Source organism: Neorhizobium sp. DAR64872/K0K18 (assembly GCF_050500175.1).
Classification (GTDB): domain Bacteria; phylum Pseudomonadota; class Alphaproteobacteria; order Rhizobiales; family Rhizobiaceae; genus Neorhizobium; species Neorhizobium soli.
Genome location: NZ_CP191448.1, coordinates 16,142 through 40,414, shown reverse-complemented (window position 1 = coordinate 40,414; position 24,273 = coordinate 16,142). Strand labels below are relative to the sequence as shown.

20 protein-coding genes and 1 pseudogene are annotated in these 24,273 nt (G+C 57.8%); 14 read left to right on the top strand and 7 right to left on the bottom strand.

Features of this window, described 5'->3' with window-relative positions:
• Positions 1-277: 277 nt before the first annotated feature.
• Both ACQY1P_RS23260 and ACQY1P_RS23255 read left to right on the top strand, forming a co-directional pair.
• A complete protein-coding gene (locus ACQY1P_RS23260; RefSeq protein ID WP_430256926.1) occupies positions 278-1,744 on the top strand; it encodes a diguanylate cyclase domain-containing protein in 1,467 nt (488 codons plus the stop codon).
• 169 nt (positions 1,745-1,913) lie between these two features.
• On the top strand, positions 1,914-2,099 hold the full coding sequence (locus ACQY1P_RS23255) for a hypothetical protein (protein WP_430256995.1): 186 nt from the start codon (positions 1,914-1,916) through the stop codon (positions 2,097-2,099).
• Positions 2,100-2,297: 198 nt separating this feature from the next.
• Here ACQY1P_RS23255 and ACQY1P_RS23250 read toward each other — a convergent pair whose 3' ends face one another.
• On the bottom strand, positions 2,298-3,194 hold the full coding sequence (locus ACQY1P_RS23250) for a LysR family transcriptional regulator (RefSeq protein WP_430256924.1): 897 nt from the start codon (positions 3,192-3,194) through the stop codon (positions 2,298-2,300).
• A gap of 152 nt (positions 3,195-3,346) precedes the next feature.
• Here ACQY1P_RS23250 and ACQY1P_RS23245 point away from each other — a divergent pair, with 152 nt between their 5' ends.
• The 3 genes from ACQY1P_RS23245 (at position 3,347) to ACQY1P_RS23235 (ending at position 7,501) form a co-directional block, all read left to right on the top strand.
• Positions 3,347-4,528 (top strand): MFS transporter, encoded by a 1,182-nt coding sequence (locus tag ACQY1P_RS23245; RefSeq protein ID WP_430256923.1) that lies wholly within the window; start codon positions 3,347-3,349, stop codon positions 4,526-4,528.
• Positions 4,529-4,800: 272 nt separating this feature from the next.
• Positions 4,801-5,475: an LLM class flavin-dependent oxidoreductase gene (locus ACQY1P_RS23240; protein ID WP_430256922.1), complete on the top strand. Its 675-nt coding sequence runs from the start codon at positions 4,801-4,803 to the stop codon at positions 5,473-5,475.
• Between the two features lie 85 nt (positions 5,476-5,560).
• On the top strand, positions 5,561-7,501 hold the full coding sequence (locus ACQY1P_RS23235; protein WP_430256921.1) for a methyl-accepting chemotaxis protein: 1,941 nt from the start codon (positions 5,561-5,563) through the stop codon (positions 7,499-7,501).
• A gap of 128 nt (positions 7,502-7,629) precedes the next feature.
• On the opposite strand, the gene ACQY1P_RS23230 is transcribed toward ACQY1P_RS23235, so the two are convergent.
• Positions 7,630-8,841, bottom strand: coding sequence for an MFS transporter (locus tag ACQY1P_RS23230; protein ID WP_430256994.1), 1,212 nt, complete (start codon positions 8,839-8,841; stop codon positions 7,630-7,632).
• 191 nt (positions 8,842-9,032) lie between these two features.
• On the opposite strand from ACQY1P_RS23230, the gene ACQY1P_RS23225 reads away from it, so the two are divergent.
• The 3 genes from ACQY1P_RS23225 to ACQY1P_RS23215 are packed head-to-tail and all read left to right on the top strand — an operon-like array spanning position 9,033 to position 11,476.
• A complete protein-coding gene (locus ACQY1P_RS23225) occupies positions 9,033-9,845 on the top strand; it encodes a chromate resistance protein ChrB domain-containing protein (protein ID WP_430256920.1) in 813 nt (270 codons plus the stop codon).
• Between the two features lie 5 nt (positions 9,846-9,850).
• Positions 9,851-11,254 (top strand): chromate efflux transporter, encoded by a 1,404-nt coding sequence (gene chrA, locus ACQY1P_RS23220; RefSeq protein ID WP_430256919.1) that lies wholly within the window; start codon positions 9,851-9,853, stop codon positions 11,252-11,254.
• A 12-nt stretch (positions 11,255-11,266) separates the two neighbouring features.
• Positions 11,267-11,476, top strand: coding sequence for a hypothetical protein (locus ACQY1P_RS23215; RefSeq protein WP_430256917.1), 210 nt, complete (start codon positions 11,267-11,269; stop codon positions 11,474-11,476).
• Positions 11,477-11,549: 73 nt separating this feature from the next.
• Here ACQY1P_RS23215 and ACQY1P_RS23210 read toward each other — a convergent pair whose 3' ends face one another.
• The 5 genes and pseudogenes from ACQY1P_RS23210 to ACQY1P_RS23190 form a co-directional block, all read right to left on the bottom strand.
• Entirely contained in the window at positions 11,550-13,166 is a 1,617-nt protein-coding gene (locus ACQY1P_RS23210; RefSeq protein ID WP_430256916.1) for a GMC oxidoreductase, read from the bottom strand.
• Positions 13,167-13,740: 574 nt separating this feature from the next.
• Positions 13,741-14,253 carry a sigma-70 family RNA polymerase sigma factor gene (locus ACQY1P_RS23205; protein WP_430256915.1) on the bottom strand — a complete coding sequence of 171 codons (513 nt, stop codon included), beginning with the start codon at positions 14,251-14,253 and terminating at the stop codon, positions 13,741-13,743.
• Between the two features lie 309 nt (positions 14,254-14,562).
• Positions 14,563-15,111 (bottom strand): hypothetical protein, encoded by a 549-nt coding sequence (locus tag ACQY1P_RS23200; protein ID WP_430256913.1) that lies wholly within the window; start codon positions 15,109-15,111, stop codon positions 14,563-14,565.
• Between the two features lie 118 nt (positions 15,112-15,229).
• Positions 15,230-15,880, bottom strand: coding sequence for a transcriptional regulator (locus ACQY1P_RS23195; RefSeq protein WP_430256911.1), 651 nt, complete (start codon positions 15,878-15,880; stop codon positions 15,230-15,232).
• Between the two features lie 538 nt (positions 15,881-16,418).
• Positions 16,419-16,583: pseudogene (locus ACQY1P_RS23190) on the bottom strand (alpha/beta fold hydrolase); the annotation flags it as partial.
• Between the two features lie 350 nt (positions 16,584-16,933).
• Here ACQY1P_RS23190 and ACQY1P_RS23185 point away from each other — a divergent pair.
• From ACQY1P_RS23185 to ACQY1P_RS23160, 6 genes are all read left to right on the top strand, one after another.
• Positions 16,934-20,101, top strand: coding sequence for an ATP-binding protein (locus tag ACQY1P_RS23185; protein WP_430256909.1), 3,168 nt, complete (start codon positions 16,934-16,936; stop codon positions 20,099-20,101).
• Positions 20,101-20,481 (top strand): response regulator, encoded by a 381-nt coding sequence (locus ACQY1P_RS23180; protein WP_430256908.1) that lies wholly within the window; start codon positions 20,101-20,103, stop codon positions 20,479-20,481. The genes ACQY1P_RS23185 and ACQY1P_RS23180 overlap by 1 nt, the downstream gene beginning before the upstream one ends.
• A gap of 174 nt (positions 20,482-20,655) precedes the next feature.
• Positions 20,656-20,838 (top strand): hypothetical protein, encoded by a 183-nt coding sequence (locus ACQY1P_RS23175; RefSeq protein WP_430256907.1) that lies wholly within the window; start codon positions 20,656-20,658, stop codon positions 20,836-20,838.
• A 133-nt stretch (positions 20,839-20,971) separates the two neighbouring features.
• Positions 20,972-21,511 carry an HWE histidine kinase domain-containing protein gene (locus ACQY1P_RS23170; RefSeq protein WP_430256906.1) on the top strand — a complete coding sequence of 180 codons (540 nt, stop codon included), beginning with the start codon at positions 20,972-20,974 and terminating at the stop codon, positions 21,509-21,511.
• A 268-nt stretch (positions 21,512-21,779) separates the two neighbouring features.
• Positions 21,780-22,121: a response regulator gene (locus ACQY1P_RS23165; protein ID WP_430256905.1), complete on the top strand. Its 342-nt coding sequence runs from the start codon at positions 21,780-21,782 to the stop codon at positions 22,119-22,121.
• Positions 22,122-22,276: 155 nt separating this feature from the next.
• Positions 22,277-24,271 (top strand): methyl-accepting chemotaxis protein, encoded by a 1,995-nt coding sequence (locus ACQY1P_RS23160; RefSeq protein WP_430256903.1) that lies wholly within the window; start codon positions 22,277-22,279, stop codon positions 24,269-24,271.
• Positions 24,272-24,273: the final 2 nt, after the last annotated feature.

Below are 24,273 nucleotides of genomic sequence, written 5' to 3'. Positions count from 1 at the left end.
CGCCACCGTATCTTACGATATCTCGTCCCCAGTTCCGCCCATCACGCGTTTGCACCATTCACAAGCGGTGCTTACACCTTGCGAAGAGAACCAGCCGCGATGGCGCTGGCGGCGGATAAGCGATCGCGTCGAGAGTAGGACCCATCTGCGACTGGTTATTACTTCTTTTTGATTGCCCTATGAAAGCTTCAGCAAGCAGCGGTTTACCTCTTGCTCGTAAGGTCGCGTCTTGCGGAGGGCGTTGATCTGGCCGCTCTAGGTTTCTCGAGGATTTCAAATGACCGCTGCTTTCGATTCCGACATTTTCAACCTCGCGCCGATTGCCATGTGGATCGAGGATTTCAGCGGAGTAAAAGCGCTCTTCGATAATTGGCGTGCGGAAGGCGTCACCGATATCAGAGCCTTCCTGCGGGAGGACCGCGACCGGGTTATCGCATGTTCGAAGCGTATCCACGTTCTCAGCGTCAACAGCAAGACGTTGGAGCTGTTTGAGGCCGAAAGCCTCCAACACCTGACGGCCAATCTAACGGCGGTCTTCCGGGACGACATGCTGGACACCCACATTAACGAAGTGGCTGCGCTCTTCGATGGCGAGCTGACGTTTTCAAGCACGACCGTCAACTACACGATCACCGGCCGGCGACTCGATATCCAGCTGCGCGGGGCCGTGCTACCGGGCTATGGGAAGACCCTCGGCAGAGTGCTTCTGACAACCGAAGACATCAGCGACCGCGAGGATGCACGTCGCGCCGAAGCAGAACAAAGACGTCAGGCAGAAGGCGTTTTCGAGCATTCGCCCGTGTCTCTATGGATTGAGGACTTCAGCCGCATCCGCACGCTAATTGAAGACATCCGCGATCGCGGCATTACCGACTTCCGCACCTTCATGGACGTCCACCCCGAATTCGTGCGTCAGTGCATGAGCGAGATCAGGGTCATCGACGTGAACCAGGCAACTCTCGATCTCTTCTGTGCGAAGGACCGCTCCGACCTTCTACAGCGCCTCGGCGAAATCTTCCGTGACGATATGGAAAAGCCATTCCGTGAGCAACTGATGGAGCTCTGGATCGGCAACCTCTTCCATCATCGCGAAGTGGTCAATTACGCGCTCGACGGCTCTGTGCGTCACATCCTGCTGCATTTTTCGGTATTTCCGGGACATGAACACGATTGGTCGCGCGTCCAAGTGGCGCTTGCCGACATCACGGCACGCAAGAAGGCCGAAGCCTATGTGGAATATCTCGGCAAGCACGACGTTCTGACCAAGCTCTATAACCGCGCCTTCTACGCCGATGAAATGAACCGTCTTGAGCGCAAGTCGCTGCGCCCCGTTTCGGCTGTTGTAATAGACCTCAACGGTTTGAAGGTAGCAAAAGACCAGCTTGGTCACGACGCAGGCGACGGTCTGTTGCGCCGGTTCGGTGAAATCCTAAACGGTGCAGTGTCCGCGCCGAACCATGCCTGCCGGATCGGCGGAGATGAGTTCGCTGTTCTTTTGCCTGGCGCTGACGCGAAAGCCGCTTACGCGATGATGGACACGATCACGGAGCTTTTGAGGATCAACAATCAATTCTACTCGACCGCGCCACTTAGCATGTCCTATGGGGTTGCGACCAGCGAGGCGGGCGAGACGATCGAATCTGTAGTCAGGCGCGCCGATGCGCTGATGTACGAGGGCAAGAAAGCGCATTATGCGTCAATCAATCTCGGGATCGGAGCACGAACCACCGCTCGCGCCCGATAAAAAGTTGGCACCGAACGCACTTCAACGATTGGCCGAACGAAAACTCTGCACGACGCCGGTCGTACCTCCTCAAAGATGCGATGATTGAGCTTATGTCGATGCGGGACGTTGGTTAGCGAGCGTCTCGTAGACGGACGGTCGCGACTTCGCTTGCACGTTCGCTCCAGAAATCGCCAAACGCATTGCCGAACTCCTGGCCGCCGAAGCGGGAACGGCAGCTATTCTGGATACTTTCACACTCGAGAGATCTACCCGCGACTTAGGCGCGGCGATCAAGCACCTTGCGATGAGCACGAACATTTACGTCATCGTGGGTCGTCACGCTCTCGCACTCAATTTCAGGGCGAGATGCTAGCAATGACAGCCTGCGCTTCGAAGCTTATTGTAAGGCGACATGTCTAGCTCGTATGGTCTTGAAGGGATCTGAACCGGCAACCCTCTGTTGTATGGCTCAATATCGAAAAGAATTTCGTGCTTTGACCTTTGGTAGCAAAGTCAGTTTCGCTAGCGCCTAACGGGTTATAATTGGGCTCGCCGCACAATGCAGCTGCAGCTAATTTGTGTGCTCTCCTATGAAATCGATGAATGCACGGATGCGGGCTGCTAAATGTTCGTGTCCGGTATATACCGCGTGTATCATTTCAATATCTTCTGCGTTGTGGTCCTCCAATACGGGGACCAACAACCCAGCTTCGATATCAGGCTGAACATGGAACTGCCCAACACGACCCAGCCCACTCCCGGCGAGGCAAAGACGGCGCATAATCATGCCGCTGTTGACCACCATATTGCCTGAGATGGGAAGACGGTAGACGTCACTTGAAACAGGATCACGAAACGGCCATTCATTGAGACTTCGCCCGAAGTTGAAGCTGAAGCAGTTGTGCCCGATAAGATCCTGAGGAGTTTTGGGGGTTCCGTAGGTCTGAAGATAGTCCGGCGACGCGACGATCACACGCCTGCTCTCCAATAATTTTCTAGCCATAAGCGAAGAGTCACTCATCGGGCCTGACCGTATGGCAACATCGGTACGCTCCTCGATCAGGCCGATCACGCCATCCGTAAGCGAGATATCCAGCCGCACTTCTGGATACAGCGCCAGGAATTTTGGCGCCAGCGGCAGGAGATATCGCTCTCCGAAGCCAACGGAAGCATTAACGCGAAGAAGTCCTCGAGGAACCGTCTTTCCTCCTCCCGCAACAATCTTCTCAGTTTCGGCGATCTCGGCGAGGATGCGTTGAGCTCTTTCAAGGTACACCTCACCTTCGGGTGTAAGCTTCATAATCCGAGTGGAGCGGACGAGCAGGCGCGTGCCTAACCGGTCTTCAATGCGAGTGACCAACTTGCTTACAGCGGACGGCGATACCTTAAGACGACGCCCAGCCGCTGAAAAACTCTGAAGCTCGGCCGCTGCTACAAACACTTCCATTTCGCCAGCACGATTATCCACGACGTTTCGATCTATGAATTCAGCTCAAAGGTATTCGTCCAATCTAACCGATTATCAATGTAGTCCCAAACGATCATTGTGAACATTAGCCCACAACCGACAGCACCGCTGTCTAAGCACCGTCATCAGTTATGAGGCGGAGAGGAACTGCCATGCCCTTAGCTATCTTCGCATTGACAATCGCGGCATACGCAATTGGAACAACCGAGTTCGTGATCGTCGGGCTTCTGCCCACGGTTGCGAACGATCTTGGAATCACCCTGCCGCTTGCCGGCCTGATCGTCAGCGTCTACGCGCTCGGCGTCACTTTCGGCGCACCGATCCTAACCGCGCTCACCGGCAAAATAGAGAGAAAGCCGCTTCTGCTCGGTCTCATGGCCCTGTTCATCGTCGGTAATACCGTCGCGGCGCTGTCGCCGAGCTATGAGGTGTTGCTCATCGCTCGGGTGATCGCCGCCTTCGCCCACGGCGTGTTCTTCTCCGTCGGCGCGACCATCGCCGCCGATCTCGTGCCGGAAAATCGCCGGGCCTCGGCCATCGCCATGATGTTCATGGGCCTGACCGTTGCCATCGTTACCGGTGTTCCGATCGGTACCTATATCGGTCAGATCTTCGGCTGGCGTGCGACCTTCTGGGCCGTTGGCGCTCTCGGCGTCGTCGCTCTTGTCGCTATCGCCGCCCTTTTGCCGAACACGCTCAAAAAGGCTCCTCCGGCCAGCATTCTGGACCAGGTCCGTGTCCTAGGTTCGGGCCGCCTGCTGCTCGTCTTCGCCATGACCGCGCTTGGCTATGGCGGCACCTTCGTCGCCTTCACTTTCCTAGCGCCAATCCTGCAGGATGTGACCGGCTTCTCCGAATCCAGCGTCGGCCTTATCCTCGTGCTTTACGGTATTGCCATTGCAGCCGGTAATATCGGCGGGGGCAAGATCGCCAACCATAACCCGGTCAAAGCCCTGACCGGCCTCTTTGCCCTGCAGGCAATCGTGCTTGTGATCTTCTCCTTCACCGCCGTCTCACCGGTCCTAACCTTGATCACACTTGCGGCACTGGGCTTTCTGTCCTTCGCCAACGTTCCAGGCCTGCAGCTCTACGTCGTCCAGCTCGCGAAGGAGCACCGCCCGGGTGCCGTCGACGTCGCCTCGGCGCTCAACATCGCCGCCTTCAATCTCGGCATCGCAATCGGTGCCTGGCTCGGCGGTCTGGTGGTTGAATCGCCACTGGGGCTTGCATCAACACCATGGGTTGGCGCCATCCTTGTTGCCGCTGCTCTCGTTCTCACCATCTGGAGTGGAGCTCTGGACCGCCGATCCGCTCTAGCCCTCAAAGCTGCGTAAGAACCGACAGGGTCGGGCGAGTGATTGTCGGACCTTCGTCTAGACCCATTCCGGAGAAACTGTATGTCTACCTCGTCCCTGACGTCAGGAAACAATACCAGCGCTCTCGACCTCGTCCGCCGGAAAGACGGAGGCCTTACGCTCGGCATTGAGCTCCCGCTTGACAATGACTGGTCGCCGAAGCGTGTGGCTGAGGGGCGGCCTTTTGGCGTACCCGACCTCAGAACATTGCGCTCGCAACAGGAGCGATTGGCCTTCCCTTGCGACACCCCATGATGGTCGCGAAGGCCGCAGCCTCCGTCGACCAGCCCTCCGGCGGCCGAGTCATCCTTGGTGTCGCCTCCGGTGACCGCCCAGTGGAATATCCGTTGCTCGGCCTTGATTTCGAGAAACGCGGGGACGCTTTCCGCGAGGCCGTCGCTTACCTGCGTGACCCGTGGAAGAACGAGGACTCCCTGTCGGCGAGGGCCGGATCGAGCCGAGGCTACATCTACTTCCCAAGCCGTTGCAAGCCCGCATCCCCATGGTCACTGCTGGCCAAGGCCGCCAGTCTCAGGAGTGGATCACGGAAAACATGGACGGGCGTTTTGTCTATTCTAACGGACTTGACGCGCTTGCCGCCGAAGCCAGCCGCTGGTCATCTGATCGAAGATGCCGGCGCGGCTCAATCGTTGCTACCATCGGTGGCCCATGTAGCGATCGCTAACCTGACCCTGTTGGACGAACTTCTGGGAACCGGACGCGATATTAAAAAGCAACGGTACGGGCAGAGGCCCTTCGTTCCCGGCCCCGACTTTCGTGATAAAGGAAGCTGCACATGCAGCACAACAGCTTGGTCGGAAGATGGCCTAGTAGGTTACGGTCCGCGAGACGTAAGCATTTGTTATCATCGACGTTCTAAGTTCGGGTTAGGACATTGCAGCCCTATCCGGCTGCCGCGCGCATGATGTGCGCCGTCGCTCGAGGACGGTTCCGACATCTCCCTGTTCGCTATGCGTGCCATTTTTTCCTGCCTAATTCCGGGGTTATCCGATGCTAAAGAATTTGAAGATCAAGACAAAGTTTCTGGTGGCAATCGCCATTCTCGGAATTATTTCGTTGGCCGGTTTGCTCTACGTCACTCAGCGTTTCAGCGCCGCCAATTCGGCCTATACGAGCTTTCTCCAGAACGAGAGTAATGCGGCGACATTCGGTCCGCGCGGCGCCGCCGGCATGTGGACCTCAACGACTTGGCTCAGCCGCGCCCTTGCGCAGGACCCGAAGTCCGACGCATTCAAGGATCTGTCCGCCCGTTTCACCAAGGAAATTTCCGGTGCGCGTGATCGTCTGACGCAGATCCCCGGAATCGTTCCGAGCCGCAAGGCCGCGATCGATGAACTTGTGGCTGGTGCCGATACCTTGAAGTCCGTCGGGGAGAGCCTGCTGTCGGCCCATGTGGCCGGCGACCAGACTAAAGTTACCGCACTTTCCGCGGAGCTCGACCAGGCGATTGTCGAGCTGTCCCCGAAGTTCGGTGCTAATAACAGCGCCATGGCCGAGCTCATCAAAAACGGCACGGAACGACTGTCGGCGGAAGTTTCCTCCACTATCCAGCTAGCCCTCATCGGAATGCTTATTGGTATCGCGGTTGCTGTTGCGATTGCCATGGCAATCGCCCACACAGGCGTCACCGCTCCGATGGCGCGCCTTCGTGAACGCATGTCTTCGCTTGCTGCCGGCAACACAGACGCAGAGATCGATGGCCTGGGCCGCAAAGACGAGGTTGGTATGATGGCTGAGGCTGTCGCCATTTTCCGCGACAACGCTCTGGAGCGTCTTCGCCTTGAGCAGAAGGCAATCGACAATCTCAGTCTTTCTGAACGTGAACGCGTCGAGCGCGAAGCATTGAGAAGCCAAGAAGCTGCCGACGTGAAGTTCGCCGTAGAGAACCTTGCCAGAGCGCTCAGCCAGCTTTCCGAAGGCAACGTGTCATACCGCGTTGATACGCCGTTTACGCCAGCGCTCGACGGCGTCCGTAACGACTTCAACGCATCTGCGTCAAAGCTGCAGTCGGCACTTGAACATGTTGCCGAGAATGCGCGCAGCATCGAGGCTGGTTCCGCTGAAATCAAGTCGTCCGCCGATGATCTTGCCAAGCGAACCGAACAGCAGGCCGCGTCTGTCGAAGAGACCGCAGCAGCGCTCGAAGAAATCACCACCACCGTCAAGGACGCCGCCAAGCGCGCTCAGGAAGCCGGCTCTCTCGTTGCCCGCACCCGCCAGGGCGCCGAGAAGTCCGGTGAAGTCGTCCAGAACGCTGTCAGGGCTATGCAGCAGATCGAGAAGTCTTCGGGCGAAATCGGCAACATCATCGGGGTGATTGATGAGATTGCCTTCCAGACCAACCTTCTCGCTCTGAACGCCGGTGTCGAAGCCGCCCGCGCAGGGGAGGCCGGCAAGGGTTTTGCGGTCGTCGCACAGGAAGTGCGTGAACTTGCTCAGCGTTCTGCCAATGCTGCGAAAGAGATCAAGACATTGATCAATGCGTCCAACCAACAGGTCCAGAACGGCGTACTTCTGGTTGGCGAAACCGGCCGCGCACTGGAAACGATCGTTGCGGAAGTCCAGGAAATCAACCGCAATGTCAGCGCAATCGTCGAGAGCGCTCAGGAACAATCGTCCGGCCTTCAGCAAATAAACACCGCCGTCAACGCGATGGACCAGGACACCCAGAAGAACGCCGCAATGGTCGAGGAGCAGACTGCCGCAAGCCATGGAATGGCGCGCGATGCAGCTTCGCTGAACGAACTCCTGTCACAGTTCAAGCTGTCGGGTGGAAGCGGTCGACGTGGATATACACTCGCTCAGGCAATGCGCCCTTCAGAACGCCGCGAAACATCCGGAGCTTCGCCGGCCCGTGCCTTGAGCCGTAAGCTGGCAACGGCCTTCTACGGCAATGCCGCTGTAGCTGCCAACGAGTGGGAGGAATTCTGAGACGGAGCCTGGAGCGTTCAGCAAAGAATAGCCGCGGATATCAATCGATACCGCGGTTTCCTCTTACTAGCGATGCGCACTTCGCCCCCCGGTGAATACGCGTGCTGATTAGTTTAGGCATCAAGACATCACCCTGGGGCCTGACGTGCCTTCATCCGAGAAACAGTGATGAGTACCGGAAGGGCCAGCAGCGAAAGACCGGCTCCCGCTGCGTACGTGGCGAACGAGCCGTAGGTGTCCCACAGCAGGCCGGCAATGACATTGCCAGCCAGTACGACGGCACCTGTCATCAGGTTGAAGACCCCAAATGCAGTGCCCTTCAGTCGCTGCGGAGCTGCCTCGGCGATGAGTGTTGCGAGGAGACCCTGTGATAGACCCATGTGAAGTCCCCACAGGATAATGCCGAGCACGAAAGTGCCGATCGAATTTGCGTAAGCCAGAACCGCGTAAGCGAGAAACAGGACGGCAACGCTGATCGCGAGCAGACCAGTTCGACCAATCACGTCTGAAAACCGTCCCGTCGGGTAGGCGGTCAACCCGTACACAGCATGCATGATAACCATCGTGAGCGGGATCCACGCGGGCTGAAAACCCGACTCTTGGGATTTTAGAAGCAGGAACGCTTCACTGAAGCGGACGAACGTCAGTGCAGAGGCTGCACCAATGACCAGCCACGTCCACTTGTTCAGTCTGACAATATCCCGGAGACGAAGACCTGGCCCCCCTTCCCGAGGTGGTCGCTCCGGCTCGGACACCCCAACAATGAGCACGATGATCGATAGGAAAGCTGGAACGACGGCGATCCAGAAAATGACATGGACGTTGTTGTTCAGTGCAAACATCAGCGCAATTGCGGCCAGCGGGCCCGCAAAGCCGCCGACCGTATCCAGTGACTTCCGGAGCCCGAAGGCAGCGCCCCTGATTTCTGGCGGCGTCACATCAGCGATAAGAGCATCTCGCGGTGTTCCGCGAAGCCCCTTTCCGACACGATCGATGGCTTTCGCAGTGATAATCCAGTCGATCGACGTGGCAATGGGAAACAGAAGTTTGGAAAACGCGCCGAGACCATAACCGAAGACAGCCAGCGTCTTCCGGTTGCGGGTCCAGTCCGAGACCACGCCCGCGAACAATTTGGTTGTCGTTGCGATGGCAACCGACAATCCTTCGATAAAGCCCACTGCGATCGCTGAGGCACCGAGACCCGTCACGAGATAGAACGGCAGGAGGGTCTGCACCATCTCCGACGAGATATCCATCAGGAGACTGACGAAGCCGAGCATCCATACCGTTCGCGGCACGGCAGCGCGCTGAGACGCCGAATTTTTAGAGAATGATGACATGGTGCGCCCCTTGCGAGCAATCGAATAGGCCGCGGACGCGAATTCGTCAAATGCGATGCGAGCACTCGGTAGAGGAGATGCTTGACATCCGGCGCGGGTGCAGCAAATTCTCTCGCATGGGGTTGCGATCACCCCACTAGGCTACGGCCGAAGTGTCGCGTCCACAAACCCGCAACAAGGGCGGACGCCCTATGCCGTCATTTCTTGAGATCACACTCGACAAACTTGCCCGCATCATTGGCACGCCGAACCCGCCGACCGTTATCGATGTCCGCATCGACGACGACTTCGCCAGGGACCCACGCCGTATTCCCAGATCGGTCCGCCGCGACTACAGAGTAGTGACGGAATGGGGTGCCGAGATCAGTGGCCCTGCCATCGTGCTTTGCCAGAGAGGTCAGAAGCTCGGCCATGGCGTGGCTGCTCACCTACGGGCGATGGGTACCGAAGCAGAGGTTCTCGAAGGCGGGTTCGAAGGCTGGTGCGATGCCAAGGGACTTCTCGTTCCTGAAGACAAGATGCTGCCTCGGGATGCCAAGGGACGCACTGTTTGGGTGACGCGGTCGCGGCCAAAAATCGACCGCATCGCCTGCCCTTGGCTGATCCGACGCTTCATCGATCCGTCCGCGACTTTCCTGTTCGTTCCGGCGAGCGAGGTAGAACTTGTCGCAAACCGGTTCAACGCGACAGCTTTCGACGTCGAAGGCGTGTTCTGGAGCCACCGCGGCGCGCTCTGCACCTTGGATGTTATGATCGATGAATTCGGCTTGAGTTCCGAGGCGCTCCTGCGCCTTGCGACGATCGTGCGCGGCGCAGACACCGCCCGACCTGATCTCGCCCCCGAGGTTGCGGGCCTGGTGGCCGTCTCTCTGGGGCTGTCGAGGATGTTCGACGATGACTTGGAGCAACTGGAGGCGGGACTGACAATCTACGACGCGTTCTATCGCTGGTGCCGAGACGCGATGGACGAGAAACATAACCGGCCCAATCCGAGGAAGGGATAACGATCATGGCCGACCTCGCGAAAACCTCTAGTACCGACCTCCTCATCTCAAACGGTGACATCGTCCCGCTTTCCGAAGCCGTAAAGGTCTGGGCACGTGTCGCAGCACTCAGCTTCGGCGGGCCCGCAGGCCAGATCGCCGTCATGCACCGCATCGTCGTCGACGAGAAGCGGTGGGTGGGAGAGCATCGTTTCCTGCACGCCCTGAACTACTGCATGCTCCTGCCCGGGCCGGAAGCCCATCAACTGGCCATCTACATCGGCTGGCTTCTTAACAAGACCAAGGGCGGGATGATCGCGGGCTTGCTGTTCGTCCTGCCCGGCTTCGTCTCGATCCTGGCGCTGAGTTACATCTATGTCCTGTTCGGCGACCTGACAGCGATCGAGGGGATGTTCTTCGGATTAAAGTGCGCGGTGCTATCCGTCGTTATCCAGGCCGTGTTCCGGATCGGCAGCAGGGCGCTCAAGAACAGGACGATGGTGGCGATCGCTGCCGCTGCATTCGTGGCGATCTTCATCCTTCATGTGCCCTTCCCCCTGATCATCATCACGGCGGGCATCATCGGCTACTTCGGCGGCCGCGCGGGCGTGTCAGCCTTCAAGGTCGGCGGCGGCCACAAATCGGGGTACGGAAAAATCCTGGAGGACCGCGACTCCGTGCTCGGCGAGAGCATTCCGCTCCATGCACGTCCCAACCTTGCCTGGTCACTGAAGACATCGGGCGTGTTGGCGTTGCTCTGGCTGCTTCCCGTTGCGGCGCTGTTGCTCACGCTCGGTCCAGGCAACGTGTTCTCCAAGATCGGCATCTTCTTCAGTCAGATGGCGGTCGTCACCTTCGGAGGAGCATACGCCGTTCTAGCCTACGTGGCGCAGGCAGCGGTTGATCAGTTCGGCTGGCTCCGGCCCGGAGAGATGCTCGACGGTCTCGGAATGGCGGAGACGACACCAGGACCGCTGATCATGGTCACGCAGTTCGTCGGTTTCCTGGCCGGCTACCGCGATCCGGGACTAATGTCGCCGCTCATGGCAGCCACGCTTGGCGCGATGCTGACGACATGGGTCACGTTCCTTCCAAGCTTCCTCTGGATCTTTGCAGGCGCTCCGTTTATCGAGAAGATGCGAGGAAACGCGGCGCTTGAGGGAGCGATGTCCGCAATCACCGCTGCTGTCGTCGGCGTGATCCTCAACCTTGCCGTCTGGTTCGGGCTGCATGTCCTGTTTGCGGAAGTCCAGCAAGTAGCGGTTGGTAGCTTGAGGATCGACATTCCCGTGATGACCTCGATCATCTGGCCGTCGCTTGTCTTGACGGTTCTGGCGGCTGTGGCAATCTTCCGCCTCCGGATGTCTGTAATAACGACACTCCTGATCTCGGCGGGCCTTGGCGTCGCATGGACGATGACTGCCTCATAGCGGGAAGGAGATATGACCGACCGCGCAACCTGTACTGCGTTCTGCAAGCCGGTGGCTCGTGAGCGATACTCTTCACAACGGCAAAAGGTACAACAGCGCAACAATCGTGCAGGGGCCGAGCGTCGCCCAAATAGCCAAAGAAGCGATTATGCCGATCTGAGCCACAGTGCTCAGGAGAACGACGCGAGCGCCGAACGGATCGGTCGCGTCGACACTCTTTGAGCTGCGACGCTCGTCGGCAGCCGAACAAGCGCGTTTCGCTAGCTACCCCTCACAGTTCTATGATCCGAAACTGTCAATCATTCAGTTCGCGTAGATGGTCTGCGAGCCGTAGCGCCAGCGCGACCGCCGGAAGCGTCGGGTTAGCATGGCTACCCGTTGGAAACAGGCAGCTGCCTGCCACATAAAGGTTCGACATGCCCCAGAGCCTGCAATCAGGGTTAATCGGCCCGTCTGATGGATGAGATGCCATTCTTGCAAGCCCTATTTGGTGGAAGCCATCAAGAGCTTGATCCGCTACAGCCTCTCGGCGCTGCTCTGGCTCATGCAGGTAGTCGAGTTTGCCCAGCTCGTTCCTTCGAAGCCATTCATCAATTATCTGATGGGAGCGCACGACTGAGTCGAGGTCCTGCGTTGTTACGCGATAGTCCACGAGGAGCCCTCCGCGCCGGTCTGAGGAACCTGAGGACTGGAGGGATACGTGGCTTTCGGCAGCTGGCACCTGCTCGGAGTGATAGCGAAGTAAGTAGCGCCCTTTCGGATTGATCAACGTACGTTTGTCGTGGAGACCCGCGCGTAGCATGCTCCTGATCGTTCGAAATAGCTTCAACGGGGACTTCAGGTCTTCTCGTACGTTGCCCCAATGCCGCTTCCTGTTGCTACCGCTTACGCCTTTTGAAGAAGGTGCGAGTCCTTTCGAAACGAAACGGTACAAACCGATCGAAGAGAGAAAGAGATAGCAGATGGAAAAAGCACCCGAATTATGCTCGGGATCAGCAATAGAAATCGGGTCTATCCAGAAAACGGTGTTGAGCAGTTGGTGCTCCAGTTGAACCGCGGGCGCAATCTGCAGCCGCTGCTTGTAGATCAGGCCGTCCTCGTCTTTGCGAAAAGCCAGCGACGCGGCTTCACTTGGGTCGTTCAGTTGGATCGTGGCAATGTAGCCAGTGAGGTGGCCTTGATAGAAGACGCCGAGCGCCGGTCCGAAAGCATTAGCGATCGCAGGCGAGCGCCTACCGAGCGCCAAAAGCAAGCGTGTGTTCTCAAGTCCACCGCCGGCGAGTACATAGGACTTGGCACGCACTTCAAATTCTCGGTCATGACGTCGGACCCTGAGGTACTCAACACAAGCGTTCTCTGCCTCCGGCACCACCTCGGTAACCAAAGCCCCAGATAAGACCCGGATGTTCTGAGAGCTCACAAGTCGCAACGCGTAAAGTTTCCCAAGCGAAGGCTCACGGCTCCAGCGCTCAATAGAGCTTGGCGAGACCGTTTGGTCGGACACCGCAAGCTGGAAGAGGTCGAGCTCCCTCGTTGAGCAGCCTAGAAAACCGAGCGCCTCCTTGTAGTAGCGGCTGAGCTCAGCATGCCGGATTGGCCAGCCAGAATGAGGGACATGATCCCGTAGATCAAAATCGAGATCGTCGAGTTCCACGCAGCGGCCGCCCCAAAGCGCGCTCGTGCCGCCGATGCCAGGTCGCGACATAGCAGTGGAGGAGGCATGATGGCTATTGCGAAATTCGACCTGGCCGCGAAGCGCGCTTGTGTCAGCTTCTTCTTCGCCCATTTCCAGCAATGTTACAGTAAGCCCCAAGGCTTCGAGTTTGAAAGCAAGCGCCAGGCCGACCGGTCCAGCTCCCACGATGCAAACGTCGCTGGGGGATTTTGCCGCGTCGTCGTCGGCTAGTATCATGATCTGAAACCAATATGAGGCTCAAGCGTGACTGGATTTAGAAAGCCGATATGCTGGAAGGTCAACCCACTGACAGGAGCTTGCATGAAGCCTTTCCCCTAGCCGGTTCCAGGAGTGCCTGCAATGAAGCAATCCTAGGTCATCAGGCGAACGAACCAGGTGGACTACGTTGCACTACTCGGCGATCCCTTCAACAAACTACGCCTATGCACCGGCCGGTCAGGAAGCACGTACGATCGGAGTTGTACGCGTTAGATACATGCCGTCCTTCGTTCCGCGCGACGGGTGATCGGGCCGAGCCCGTTATATTGATTCCTAACCAACGAGCGTCGGCGACGTATCGGGTGAAACAGCGACCAACGATCTCCTGCTGCTGCGGCCGGTATTCAGCGCAGATCGGAACCAGTGACCGCCGCTCCGGAGGCACGCACGATAAGCGGGTCCTTCACGAACTCGGCCTGTTAAACGCCACGCCCACTAGGATGGCTCTAAAAAACATCCTGCAAGGCAACCTCGCGCGCTCACGTATTGTGAGTCGGCGAAAACGAGGTCAAAGGCGGTTTTGCTCCGAACTTCAGATCTGCGCGGCCGCGCCAACGGTATCACCAAGGCTTCTGGCAAGTGCATCCCTTGCGCGGCTGACACGACTCTTGACAGTGCCCAAGGCGCATCCGAAGGCTACAGCCGCATCTTCATAACTACTGCCTTCAATGAGAACCTTTGTAGCTACCTGCCTGTAGGACGGGGACAAATCTTCCATTGCCCGCTCGAACTCATGACCGCGAATTGTCCACTCCTGGGTTGGTAGCAGGCTTGGAGACATCCCACCAATGTCGTTGATCCCAACGACCTCACGGCGGCCTCTGACGCATTTTGTAAGGTTGATGTTGTTCATAATCGTAAACAGCCAGGATTTGAGGTTTGTACCCGGCTGAAACTTGTCCAGGTTGGCGATCGCCCTCACCATGGTCTCCTGAACAAGGTCATCCGCATCAAACTGGCGGCCCGCACACAGGCGGCAGGCAAAACGCCTCAGAGCAGGAATGATATTGATAATATCATGCTGTGTGGTGACGGTGCCAGTCATTGGACCTCCCTGTGCTGCGACGATCTTCAATGATCCTGCGAGCTCATGGTTCCTCCAGCGAGAACGATCTAGGGAAGCATCGAACATTCGGCTACCCCCGCCCTTAATAAGTTCTCTCGATTAGGAGTAGGCAAACCCTCTTGGCCGTTAGCCGGGTCGATGAACATACGAATGGCCGAATTGCCCGTTGGATGCTGCTGCGTCGTTCTTAGAATATTATCATTTGGTGGCGTGGATATGTAGCTCGAACGACCTGTACAGCATGCAAACGGCCTAGTCTCCGCTGTTCTGATACGGAAGCCTCTTGCGCTATCGCTCGAACCGCTCAAGCATTTTTCTCAGTTGCGCGTTTTGCAATCGAAGCTTTTCTGCAAGTTTGCCCCTTAGCACTCTGATCTCGTCGTCGAGGCTCAGCGTATCTGACGGGATACTGACGTCAAAAGGGACTTGCGTTGTGGCCCTAACCGCGTCCTGTTTCTTGGTTCGGCCCCTCTTTTTGCGCGCTGCGCCCTCGATACCCGGTGAAAGATCAGCGGGGTCCGACGACAAAATGACAGCGTTTATTGGATCGGATGGCTCCAGCTCACCAGCGACGACATCCCCCGTCGCATCATCAGCTTCGCCTACAGCGCCCCCGATCGTGTCAGGCTCAACCGAAACAGGATCGGATACAGCTGACGATGATTGCTCAGCACCTGCACGTGCGCTTGAGGCCGCCAAGCTCTGTTCTGCCACGGTCTCCGCCGGTCCGGGAAGAGCCAGGACATCAGGCTTCCCGCCGGCAACCTCAGCGTCGTCCTGCTTTGGCTCACGTCGGCGCGGCACGAGTCGGCTTAGAAACTTCCAGGGAGATGCCATGAGACAGGCCTCGCATCAGTTAGTGATCTATGCGCACTCAGTCCGGCGACTGGCTAAGGCCGCCAAGCTGACTATCTTAAACTAGAGATGTGAGGCGTTTCCGGCCGCAGCGGTCAAATCAATCGAGATTGAGCTTTTTGCGCAAATCAGCGTTTTCAGCACGGAGCTTTTCAGCCAGCATCTTGCGCAACTTTTGGTTCTCCGCCTCTAGCTGCAGAAGATCAGCCATTTCGTCGCGAGATGAAGTCGCAGCGTCATCAGCGATCCGGTCAGGCGTCGGAGCAAGCTTCGGCGCGGCGGGCTCGACCGGCGTTGGGTCTACGCTCACACGTGGCTTGCGGCCCCGCTTTTTTCGGCCATCGGTACCGGCTGTACCTTCTGCTGTCGTTGCGACAACGGAGGTCTTCTTCGCCCGAGGCTTACGCTGCTTCTTTGCGGCAATAGGCTCTTCTTCCGGCGCGGGCATTTCAACATCGTTCAATGTCTCGGTATCGTCGGCCATGAGCATCTCCTTCGGTTCTTCAGCAGTTGTCGCCGTCGCATCCGGTGGTGTCAAGAATGGCTGAAGGGATACTACCGAAGGCAATTGTACGTTTAGGCCGGATTCAACCATCTTCAGACCTTCCGGCAGCAACGGCATCGCCTCCTCCTCTACGTCACGGGCAACGGACTTGAGGTCCATGTTTCCCCAGATGGAGGTGGGCTTGGCGTCGAGCTTCCGGCGTCCGGATTTGTACTCGATGGCAAAATTGCGTTGCGGTTTCTTCACTCAAGACGCTTTCGGATTCTTGTTGGGCTATTTGCAGCGCAATAGGTCGCTGCAGATCCGAAATTAGAGATTTCTCGGCTGTTAGTCCACCGAATGCCACTGCGAGTGAGGGAACCCTGCTCCCTGATCCCAAGCCAGTAGCTTCAACGAACGCTTCCTAATACCGTAATACCCTGCGCTGCATGCGACAGCATCGCTATAGGCTCTTCGCCTCGATGTATCGAGGACTGCGTGCTGCGGGCCAGCGTCCAACGCTTCAAGCGGCTCCCGTGGTCTCTGACAAAATCAGCATGACCATTTTCAATTCGAGCCGCCGCTACTATTCTCCGGCTCGAGTAGTCGATTGCGGGCGTGCAGATAGTAGCTGCATTCGGCCTTGCAATCGATGGTTCTCGCACGATGTGTAGAGCCAGGGATAGCTTGTCTTCAGGGCGCTGTCATAAGGGTGTGTAACCCTGCCCCAACAAGGAGGACGCTATGTCTTCCAACCGAGCCTCTGCAGCACTTAGTAAAGCCCATATCTCCCTGATCAGGGAGGTATAGCGTTCGACAGTCCCAAGTCTCCGCCGATCTCGACAAGATCGTCAGCATACCCGCTCGGGTTCGAGTATTTCTCGGCCTCGTAGGCGCCGAGATCGGATTTTCCCGCACCAACATGGTCGAAGAGAACAGTCGTGTAGTCGTCTTCAAACGATGGCGAAACAAGCCCTACTTCCCCGCGCGAGCCCAGTCCAAAAAGCGGTTGCTATCTCTTGCGAAGGGTTAGCTCTCAAACGTTTTTCCAGATGTATTAGCGAGGCAACACAATTTCTGGCTTCTGCGGAACCGACTCGATGGCCGGGCGTTTGGGTGCTCGGGACATCGGGTTGGCCACTCTGCGCAATTTGTAATATTAACCGCGCCAGCGGGTCTGCCGAGCCATGACCTTGTCAAGGAACCGGGTAGATCTAGATGGTTCTAACGAGCCGCTGAGTATGAGAATCAGGCAGATGAATGGAATCGAGTAAGGGCGGCATCCGGAATAACGAGGACTTCCTGATAGGGACAGGGGAGATGGCCTCGCTGATCCGCGAAAGGGATTGGTCGGGCACGTCGCTGGGTCCGGTCGAGAACTGGCCGCAGAGCTTAAGAACGACGGTCAGTATCTGTTTGGCCTCCAACTTTCCCATCAACATCATCTGGGGTCCCGACCACGTCCAGATCTATAACGATGGGTACAGGGTGCTCTGTGGTGAGGGACATCCGGCATTCCTGGGCATGCCTTATCCGAAGTCATGGGCGTCTGCGTGGCCTGCGATCGGCGCCCCGTTTGAGCAAGCTCTCACGGGCGAGACGTCCTTCCTCGAAAATCAGCGGATGTTCCTGAGCCGGAACGGCTACCTTGAAGAAACATTCTTCACCTTCTCGCTCAGCCCTATCCGCGACGAGAGTGGCGGCGTCGGCGGTCTCTTCCACCCGGTGACTGAAACGACACGGACGATCCTGGGGGAGCGCCGGACCCGAGCTCTCAGAGACCTGACCGCAAGACTTGGAGAAGCAAAAACCACTGACGAGGTTTACGAATTCTCGGCTGATATCTTGTCCCGGTTCGCCTTCGACCTGCCCTTTGTGGCATTTTACGAGCGTGACGATGATGGCAAAGGTCTTCGCGCGCTTTCGAACACAGGCCTTGGCGACCTGGTTGAAAAAGCGCGCGTGATCGAGCGCTCTCCCGGAATTGTCGAAAATCTGCTGGCCCAGACCAAGATCGCCAAACTGGACCGTTTAGGTGATTTTCTGCCCGCTACGTGCGGGCCCTACGACGAGGTCCCGGACATCGCGTTCGCCGTGCGCCTAGATCCATCGACGGTCGAGCAACCGCGCGACATCATGATTGCCGGCGTCAGCCCTCGGCTGCCACTCGATGAGGCCTATGAAGGATTCTACGGACTGATTGGATCGGCCATCGCCGCCGCGCTGGCGAATGTACGGGCGATCGAACAAGAACGTAAGCGGATGGAAGCTCTTGCTGCCCTCGACAATGCGAAGACCGCGTTTTTCTCCAATGTCAGCCATGAGTTCAGAACGCCATTGACCCTTCTCCTCGGCCCGCTTGAGGAGATGGCCGCGGACGGGGGACGGCGCAGTGATGAACAGATTCAACTCGCCTACCGCAACGCGCTCAGACTGCAAAAACTGGTCAATTCGCTGCTGGACTTCTCGCGCATCGAGGCCGGCCGTGCCCTGGCAAGCTTCGAACCGAGCGACCTCGCTGCGCTGACCGCAGATCTTGCCAGCAATTTTCGATCTGCCACCGAAAAGGCCGGACTCGATCTAGTCGTCGATCTTCCCCCGTTATCGCAAACGGTCCACGTCGATCGTGATATGTGGGAGAAGGTCGTTCTCAACCTGCTGTCGAATGCGTTCAAGTTCACTCTCAACGGTACCATCACAGTGTCGCTCCGGGAGACCGGCGGCATGGCGGTGCTTCAGGTGAGTGATACCGGTGTCGGCATACCAGCTTCTGAACTGCCACGGGTCTTCGAGCGGTTCCACAGGATCGAGGGACAGCGCAGTCGAACCCATGAAGGCACCGGCATCGGGCTCGCGCTTGTCGATGAACTTGTCCGCCTGCATGGAGGCACCATCACCGTCGAGAGCGGTGAGGATGTGGGTACGATGTTCAAGGTCTCCATTCCGTTCGGCAAGGAGCACCTGGACGCAGAGAAGATCGCGACGCGGAAAACTCAGTCCTCAACTGCCGTGGGCGCAGATGCTTTTGTCGCCGAAGCATTGCGTTGGCTCCCTGACGAGCCTGATTTGGGCGCAAATGCAGTACCCGGATTGCAGGGGAGCGGTCGGATCGTTCTAGCCGACGACAATGCCGATATGCGTTCCTATGTGACGAGGATTCTCAGCGAGCGCGGCTACGAGGTTACGGCTGTCGCAAATGGCGCAGCCGTATTGGAAGCCGTAACAAAGACGCTCCCGGATCTCGTGCTCACCGACGTCATGATGCCTGAGCTGGATGGGTTTGGTCTACTGGCCGAGCTAAGGTCGAACAAGCGGACCGCCGACCTGCCGGTCATCCTTCTGTCTGCTCGCGCGGGCGAGGAAGCTCGCATCGAGGGGCTCGGCGCGGGAGCGGACGATTATATCGTCAAACCGTTCTCCGCGACCGAGTTGATCGCCCGGGTCGGAAGCACGTTGCGTCTCGAGGAGCAGAGAAGCCGCTCGTCCAGGAATGAGCGCGCCACCTTGCGGCTGACCGAAGCCAGGCTTCAGGTCGCGCTGCAAGCCGGACAGCTAGGGGCTTGGGAGCTTCATGTCGAAAGTGGCGCGGTGAAACGCTCCTCACTTCATGACAGGGTGTTCGGATATGACGAGCCGCGCCCGACCTGGACATATCAGGATTTTATGGATCACGTCCTGCCCGAGGACAAGGATCGTGTTGATGCAAGTCTTCATGACGCGATTGCGCAGAAAGGCGTCTGGCATTTCGAGTGCCAGATCCGCAGGGCAGATGGCGAATTGCGTTGGATTGAGGCGCTCGGCGGTCCCGCCCCAGAGACCGATGGCAGCGTCGAAACGATGCTGGGCGTCGTCAGCGACATCAGCGATCGGAAATTGCACGACGAGCGGCAGAAGATGCTGCTCGACGAGTTGAACCATCGGGTCAAGAACACGCTTGCGACCGTGCAATCGATCACGACGCAGACCCAGAAGTCTTCACCAACGCCTGAGGCTTTCGCCCGTGCGCTCGAAGGCCGTGTTCTCGCGCTTTCGCGCGCCCATGAACTGCTGACCGAATCCGCCTGGCAGGGCGCTTCGCTGCAAGACGTCGTTCAGCGATTGATGTCAGCCCAGCGGATAAACGGGGAGCACGTCTCCATCTCCGGGCCGCGTATCCGCCTCGACCCGAATGCCTCGGTATCCCTCAGCATGGCTTTTCACGAACTCAACGCGAATGCCGTGCAGTTTGGTGCCTTGTCGGATGGCAGGGGGCGTGTGGATGTCTCGTGGGCAATCGATGGCGTAGATCCCGGAGTAATCAACGTCGTCTGGCAGGAGAGTGGCGGCCCGCCGGTGAGTGCCCCGCGCGAACGCGGTTTCGGATCGCGCCTGCTCGAGCGCGCCCTGCCGCGCGAACTCGCCGGGACGATCAGCCTTGAATTCAATCCTGACGGTCTTCGATGCGTAATGCGCCTGCCTTTGTCGCGGAAACTGGAGACAATGGCTTGATGTCGGATCCTACCCTGAATGGTCTACGCGTCCTGGTGGTTGAGGATGAAGCGCTCGTCGCGATGATGGTCGAAGACTTCCTCGCGGATCTCGGGTGCATGGTCGTGGATGTGGCGGCCAATGTACCCGCCGCCCTGGATGTTGCGAACGACCACGGTGTGGCCCTCGACGGAGCGGTCCTGGACGTGAACCTTGGAGGCGAAAAGGTGTTTCCGGTCGCCGAAGCGCTGCAGATGCGGGGCATCCCGTTCGTCTTCGCGACGGGTTATGGTGCAGCGGGGATAGATGAAAGATTCAGCAAATCCCTGGTCCTATCCAAGCCTTATGATGTCCGTGCTCTGCAAGCAGCTCTCGTCTCATCGGGGATGCGACGAAATTGATAGTGAGAGTTTAGTTTGCCCGCCGTGCAGCGAAAGCCGTTCTGCGTTCCGAATACGTTGGTGCGATTTCGCACTGAATTGGCGTTGGGATGAATAGCGGGCGGGGCACGTTGACGGCCCCTCCCTCTAGAACTACCCTAGATAGCAAGGCCAAATCTCAACGGGGATGCGAGGATGTCACAAGCGGTATCCGAGCAATTGTTCTCGGAGATTTTCATAACCGATCAGCTGGAACACCGGCGTATCGAACGGGCGGACTTTCTAAAAGAGAAAATCGCGCTTCAGGACCTCGCCTCGCGCATGGTGACGGACCCCGACGCGGTTCTCCCCCGGTTCGTCGAACTGGCGATGCAATGACCGGTGGCACGTCAGCTGGCCTAGCATCTTTGACCAGAATGCGTCCGAGTTCAAATGGCTGCACCTTTGCGGCGAACTTGCAGCCTTTGAAGGTGCGTCCACGCCTCGCAACTACAGCCCATGCGGAGTGACCTTGGACGTCCCTGTCCTCTGCCTACATCCAGAATGGGCATACAGTTGGGTAGCCGATGCGCAGATTGCCCTTCCCGAAGTCCTTCTCGTTCCTTTGCTGATTGGCGGAAAAGAAGCCATCGGAACATTGTGGATTGCGTCTGGCGTCGATGAGCACTTCACGTCGGAACATGCCCGGGTCGCGTCCGAGCTCGCCACCTTCGTGGGCATCGCCATGCATGTGAAGCGAGGAGAAGAACGGATCAGACAGGCGCTTGAAGCGCAGGAAACATTGACGCGGGAAATGAACCACCGTGTGAAGAACCTGTTTGCCCTGACGGAAGGCATGCTTCGTCAAACGCTCCGCGCCTCCGGCTCTAAGGAAGAGATGGCCAAAGCTTTGTCGAAGCGTTTGAGAGCACTATCCAGCGCCTACTCGCTAGTGCTCCGCGACAACCTTGCGGAGGAAGGCGACCTGGATTTGCGAACGCTCACCGAAGCGATCCTGAGCCCGCATTTTTATGGGGCCTCCGGCAGGTCTCTATCGTCGGCGACCGTCTGATCTGCACTGAAAGGGGGTTTTATTCGTGGAACGAGCTTCGATCGAAATTTTGATGTTGCTTGCCGGAAAAGACACTTTGGCTAAGGTACACCAGAATCGTGCAAGCTGCCGTTGAGTCAAACCAGCGTTACAGACATACCGGAATAGACATGGCGAGCAGTGTTCGATTTGAACAGTCAGGAACCAACCTTCTGACAAAAGTTTTCGACGCTTCGGGCGATACAAGTACCGGTCGCATCGCTATTATGAGTATTTATGCGGAGTTGGTATGCATAGGGTTCTTGTCGTCGAGGACGAGCCACTGATCCGGCTCACGGTAATCGATGCTTTGAAGGAAGCTGGGTTCTATGTTGTAGAAGCATCGAGTGCTGATGAAGCGGTGCGGATCGTCGATGGCCAGGACATCCACTTCCTGTTCACTGACATTCAAATGCCTGGTAGGCTATCAGGGGTGGATCTTGCACACGCCGTCGCTGAACGCTTTCCCAATGCTGGTATATTTGTCGCGTCAGGCCGCATCAGACCTGAAGATATTGATCTTCCCAGCGGTTCCCAATTCTTCTCAAAACCTTACAGCTTCGCCAATGTCATCATTCGTTTGAAGGCTTAACCGCTCCTGACAATTAGGCGGGTTGCAGTGACCTGATGCGACTGATTGATCTGGCCGTTAAGTCTCCGGACAGATGCTGGAGCGATTTAACCGCGGTACTTGGATTTTGTACTGATTGCTTTGTGCCCACCCTTGGGCCATAGGAACAGGGTATTTTGTGTCTGTTTAGCGAGCTGCGACTCGTCGCATGGTCGTTATCCGCGTATAAGGATGGGCAACCTATGGCACTGGTGAAAACGTCTCAACTCGGCGCAAAAGCAAGCCTAGCGAAGGAGGCTTCGACTTCGTCCCTAATGCCTGCCGCAAAACCGATATCAAATCGATCTCAGGACCGGTCCCGGGTCCGGCAGCAGAAAGCCGCCGAGCGGATAGGGGCTGCGACGGAGGAACTGACAACAGGTGTTTCGGAAGCTGCAGCCGCCGCTGAAGAACTGCGCCGGGCTCTGGAGCAGATTGCGAGTGGAGCTGAGGAAGCGGCAGGGGCAGCGCATGAGTCGCTCTCGGCTACCACCCATTTATCTTCAAGGTTCTCTGAAGCCAGATCTGAAGCTGAAGCCGCGCGCAGGCGTACCGAAGAACTTCAAGCATCGCTTTTGGAATCCACCGCTCATATCGATGCGTCTATTTCCGCCATCGACGCCAATGCTCACCGGCAGATCGCGTCCGTGACCGTCATCGACAAGCTGCAGTCGCAAGCCGAAAGCATCGGCGCGACGACGGTCGCGGTAGCCGACATCTCGGATCGTACTAACCTTCTGGCATTGAATGCGGCAATAGAAGCGGCACGAGCCGGCGACCATGGTCGCGGATTTGCCGTTGTTGCCGACGAAGTCCGATCGCTTGCGGAGATCGCTGAGCGTAGCTCGCGCGACGTTAGCCAACATGCGGCCGTCATCGTCGAGGGGGTTCGTCGGATAGCAGACCGCATAAAGACGGCTGCAGGCAAGGCACAGGAGCAAACTGTTTCGGGTCGAGTCGTTGCCGACAACCTCCATACCATACGTTCTGGTCTGATCGGCCTTTCGCAAAACAGCCAGATGATCCTGATTGCTGCGGTTGAGGCCGAAGTGGCGACCCGGGAAGCACAAAAAGGCGCTGAAGCCGTCGCGGCGGCGGCGGAACAGCAGTCGTCTGCAGCGGCGGAGGCTCAAAGAGCCGTCCAACAGCAAAGCGCGGCTCTCGAAGAAAGCCAACAGACGGCACAGTCGCTCGCGACCCTTGCCGATGAGTTGATGAACGAAAGCGGCCGGGCATCGCGGGCGGAAGAGCTGAGCACTGCTGCCGAAGAACTATCGGCGACCGTTCAGGAGCTTTCTGGCGCTGCTGGCGAAATCCTTATTGCAATCGAGCAAATCAGCCGTGGTGCGGAAGCACAGGCCGCTGCCACGCAGCAAGCAAACACCGCGATGACGCAGATCGAAAAGAGCGCCTCCCAGACCCAGGAAAGTGCCAAGGAGGCCACCAAGCGTGCCGACGAGATCAAGACGCTCCTGGCAAAGAACAAAACGGGGTTGAACGGCATAGCATCTGGCGTGTCCGATGCCCTTGAGGAAATCCGCAACGCATTGACGGAGCTGAATGCGCTCGGCGAGATCGGTTTCCAGATTGAGCGCACGGTTGACCGGATCGTGCTTGTCGCGGTGCAAACCAGCATGTTGGCAGTCAGTGGCTCAGTCGAGGCGGCAAGAGCGGGCGATGCGGGCCGTGGTTTTGCGATCGTTTCGACAGATATCCGGAAGCTCGCCCAGGATGCCGCCGAAAATATAGATGGCGTCAAGGATACGGTGAGGCTGATCCAGCTCCAGATTGCCGCTGTCCATCGAGAGCTTGAGCTGATCGCATTGGCATCCGAAGCGGAGATTTCCAAAAACAAGCAGATTGTCGATCGATTACAAGCGGCCGAAGCCGACGTTGACGTGATGGTTCGGAGCAACGCGTCGATCCTTGATGCAACGCAGGCGATTCTCGTCGCAGCAAAAGAAGTACAAACCGGGACAGAGCAAATCGCCGCTGTCGCTCAGGAGGCGAGTGCTGCTTCTGATCAGGCCGCCACCGCAGCGCGACAGCAATCGCGCGGCGCAGAGGACCTGGCAGCTGCCGTCGAGGAAATTGCGTCGCTTGCGGATGAACTCCAGCTGTCAGGAAACTGATG

Excerpts from the sequence above, each read along its gene's own strand:
- ACQY1P_RS23260 (WP_430256926.1), top strand. The coding sequence starts at position 278 with ATGACCGCTGCTTTCGATTCCGACATTTTCAACCTCGCGCCGATTGCC.
- ACQY1P_RS23245 (WP_430256923.1), top strand. The coding sequence starts at position 3,347 with ATGCCCTTAGCTATCTTCGCATTGACAATCGCGGCATACGCAATTGGA.
- ACQY1P_RS23240 (WP_430256922.1), top strand. The coding sequence starts at position 4,801 with ATGATGGTCGCGAAGGCCGCAGCCTCCGTCGACCAGCCCTCCGGCGGC.
- ACQY1P_RS23235 (WP_430256921.1), top strand. The coding sequence starts at position 5,561 with ATGCTAAAGAATTTGAAGATCAAGACAAAGTTTCTGGTGGCAATCGCC.
- ACQY1P_RS23230 (WP_430256994.1), bottom strand. The coding sequence starts at position 8,841 with ATGTCATCATTCTCTAAAAATTCGGCGTCTCAGCGCGCTGCCGTGCCG.
- ACQY1P_RS23225 (WP_430256920.1), top strand. The coding sequence starts at position 9,033 with ATGCCGTCATTTCTTGAGATCACACTCGACAAACTTGCCCGCATCATT.
- chrA (WP_430256919.1), top strand. The coding sequence starts at position 9,851 with ATGGCCGACCTCGCGAAAACCTCTAGTACCGACCTCCTCATCTCAAAC.
- ACQY1P_RS23215 (WP_430256917.1), top strand. The coding sequence starts at position 11,267 with ATGACCGACCGCGCAACCTGTACTGCGTTCTGCAAGCCGGTGGCTCGT.
- ACQY1P_RS23210 (WP_430256916.1), bottom strand. The coding sequence starts at position 13,166 with ATGATACTAGCCGACGACGACGCGGCAAAATCCCCCAGCGACGTTTGC.
- ACQY1P_RS23205 (WP_430256915.1), bottom strand. The coding sequence starts at position 14,253 with ATGACTGGCACCGTCACCACACAGCATGATATTATCAATATCATTCCT.
- ACQY1P_RS23200 (WP_430256913.1), bottom strand. The coding sequence starts at position 15,111 with ATGGCATCTCCCTGGAAGTTTCTAAGCCGACTCGTGCCGCGCCGACGT.
- ACQY1P_RS23185 (WP_430256909.1), top strand. The coding sequence starts at position 16,934 with ATGGCCTCGCTGATCCGCGAAAGGGATTGGTCGGGCACGTCGCTGGGT.
- ACQY1P_RS23180 (WP_430256908.1), top strand. The coding sequence starts at position 20,101 with ATGTCGGATCCTACCCTGAATGGTCTACGCGTCCTGGTGGTTGAGGAT.
- ACQY1P_RS23175 (WP_430256907.1), top strand. The coding sequence starts at position 20,656 with ATGTCACAAGCGGTATCCGAGCAATTGTTCTCGGAGATTTTCATAACC.
- ACQY1P_RS23165 (WP_430256905.1), top strand. The coding sequence starts at position 21,780 with ATGCATAGGGTTCTTGTCGTCGAGGACGAGCCACTGATCCGGCTCACG.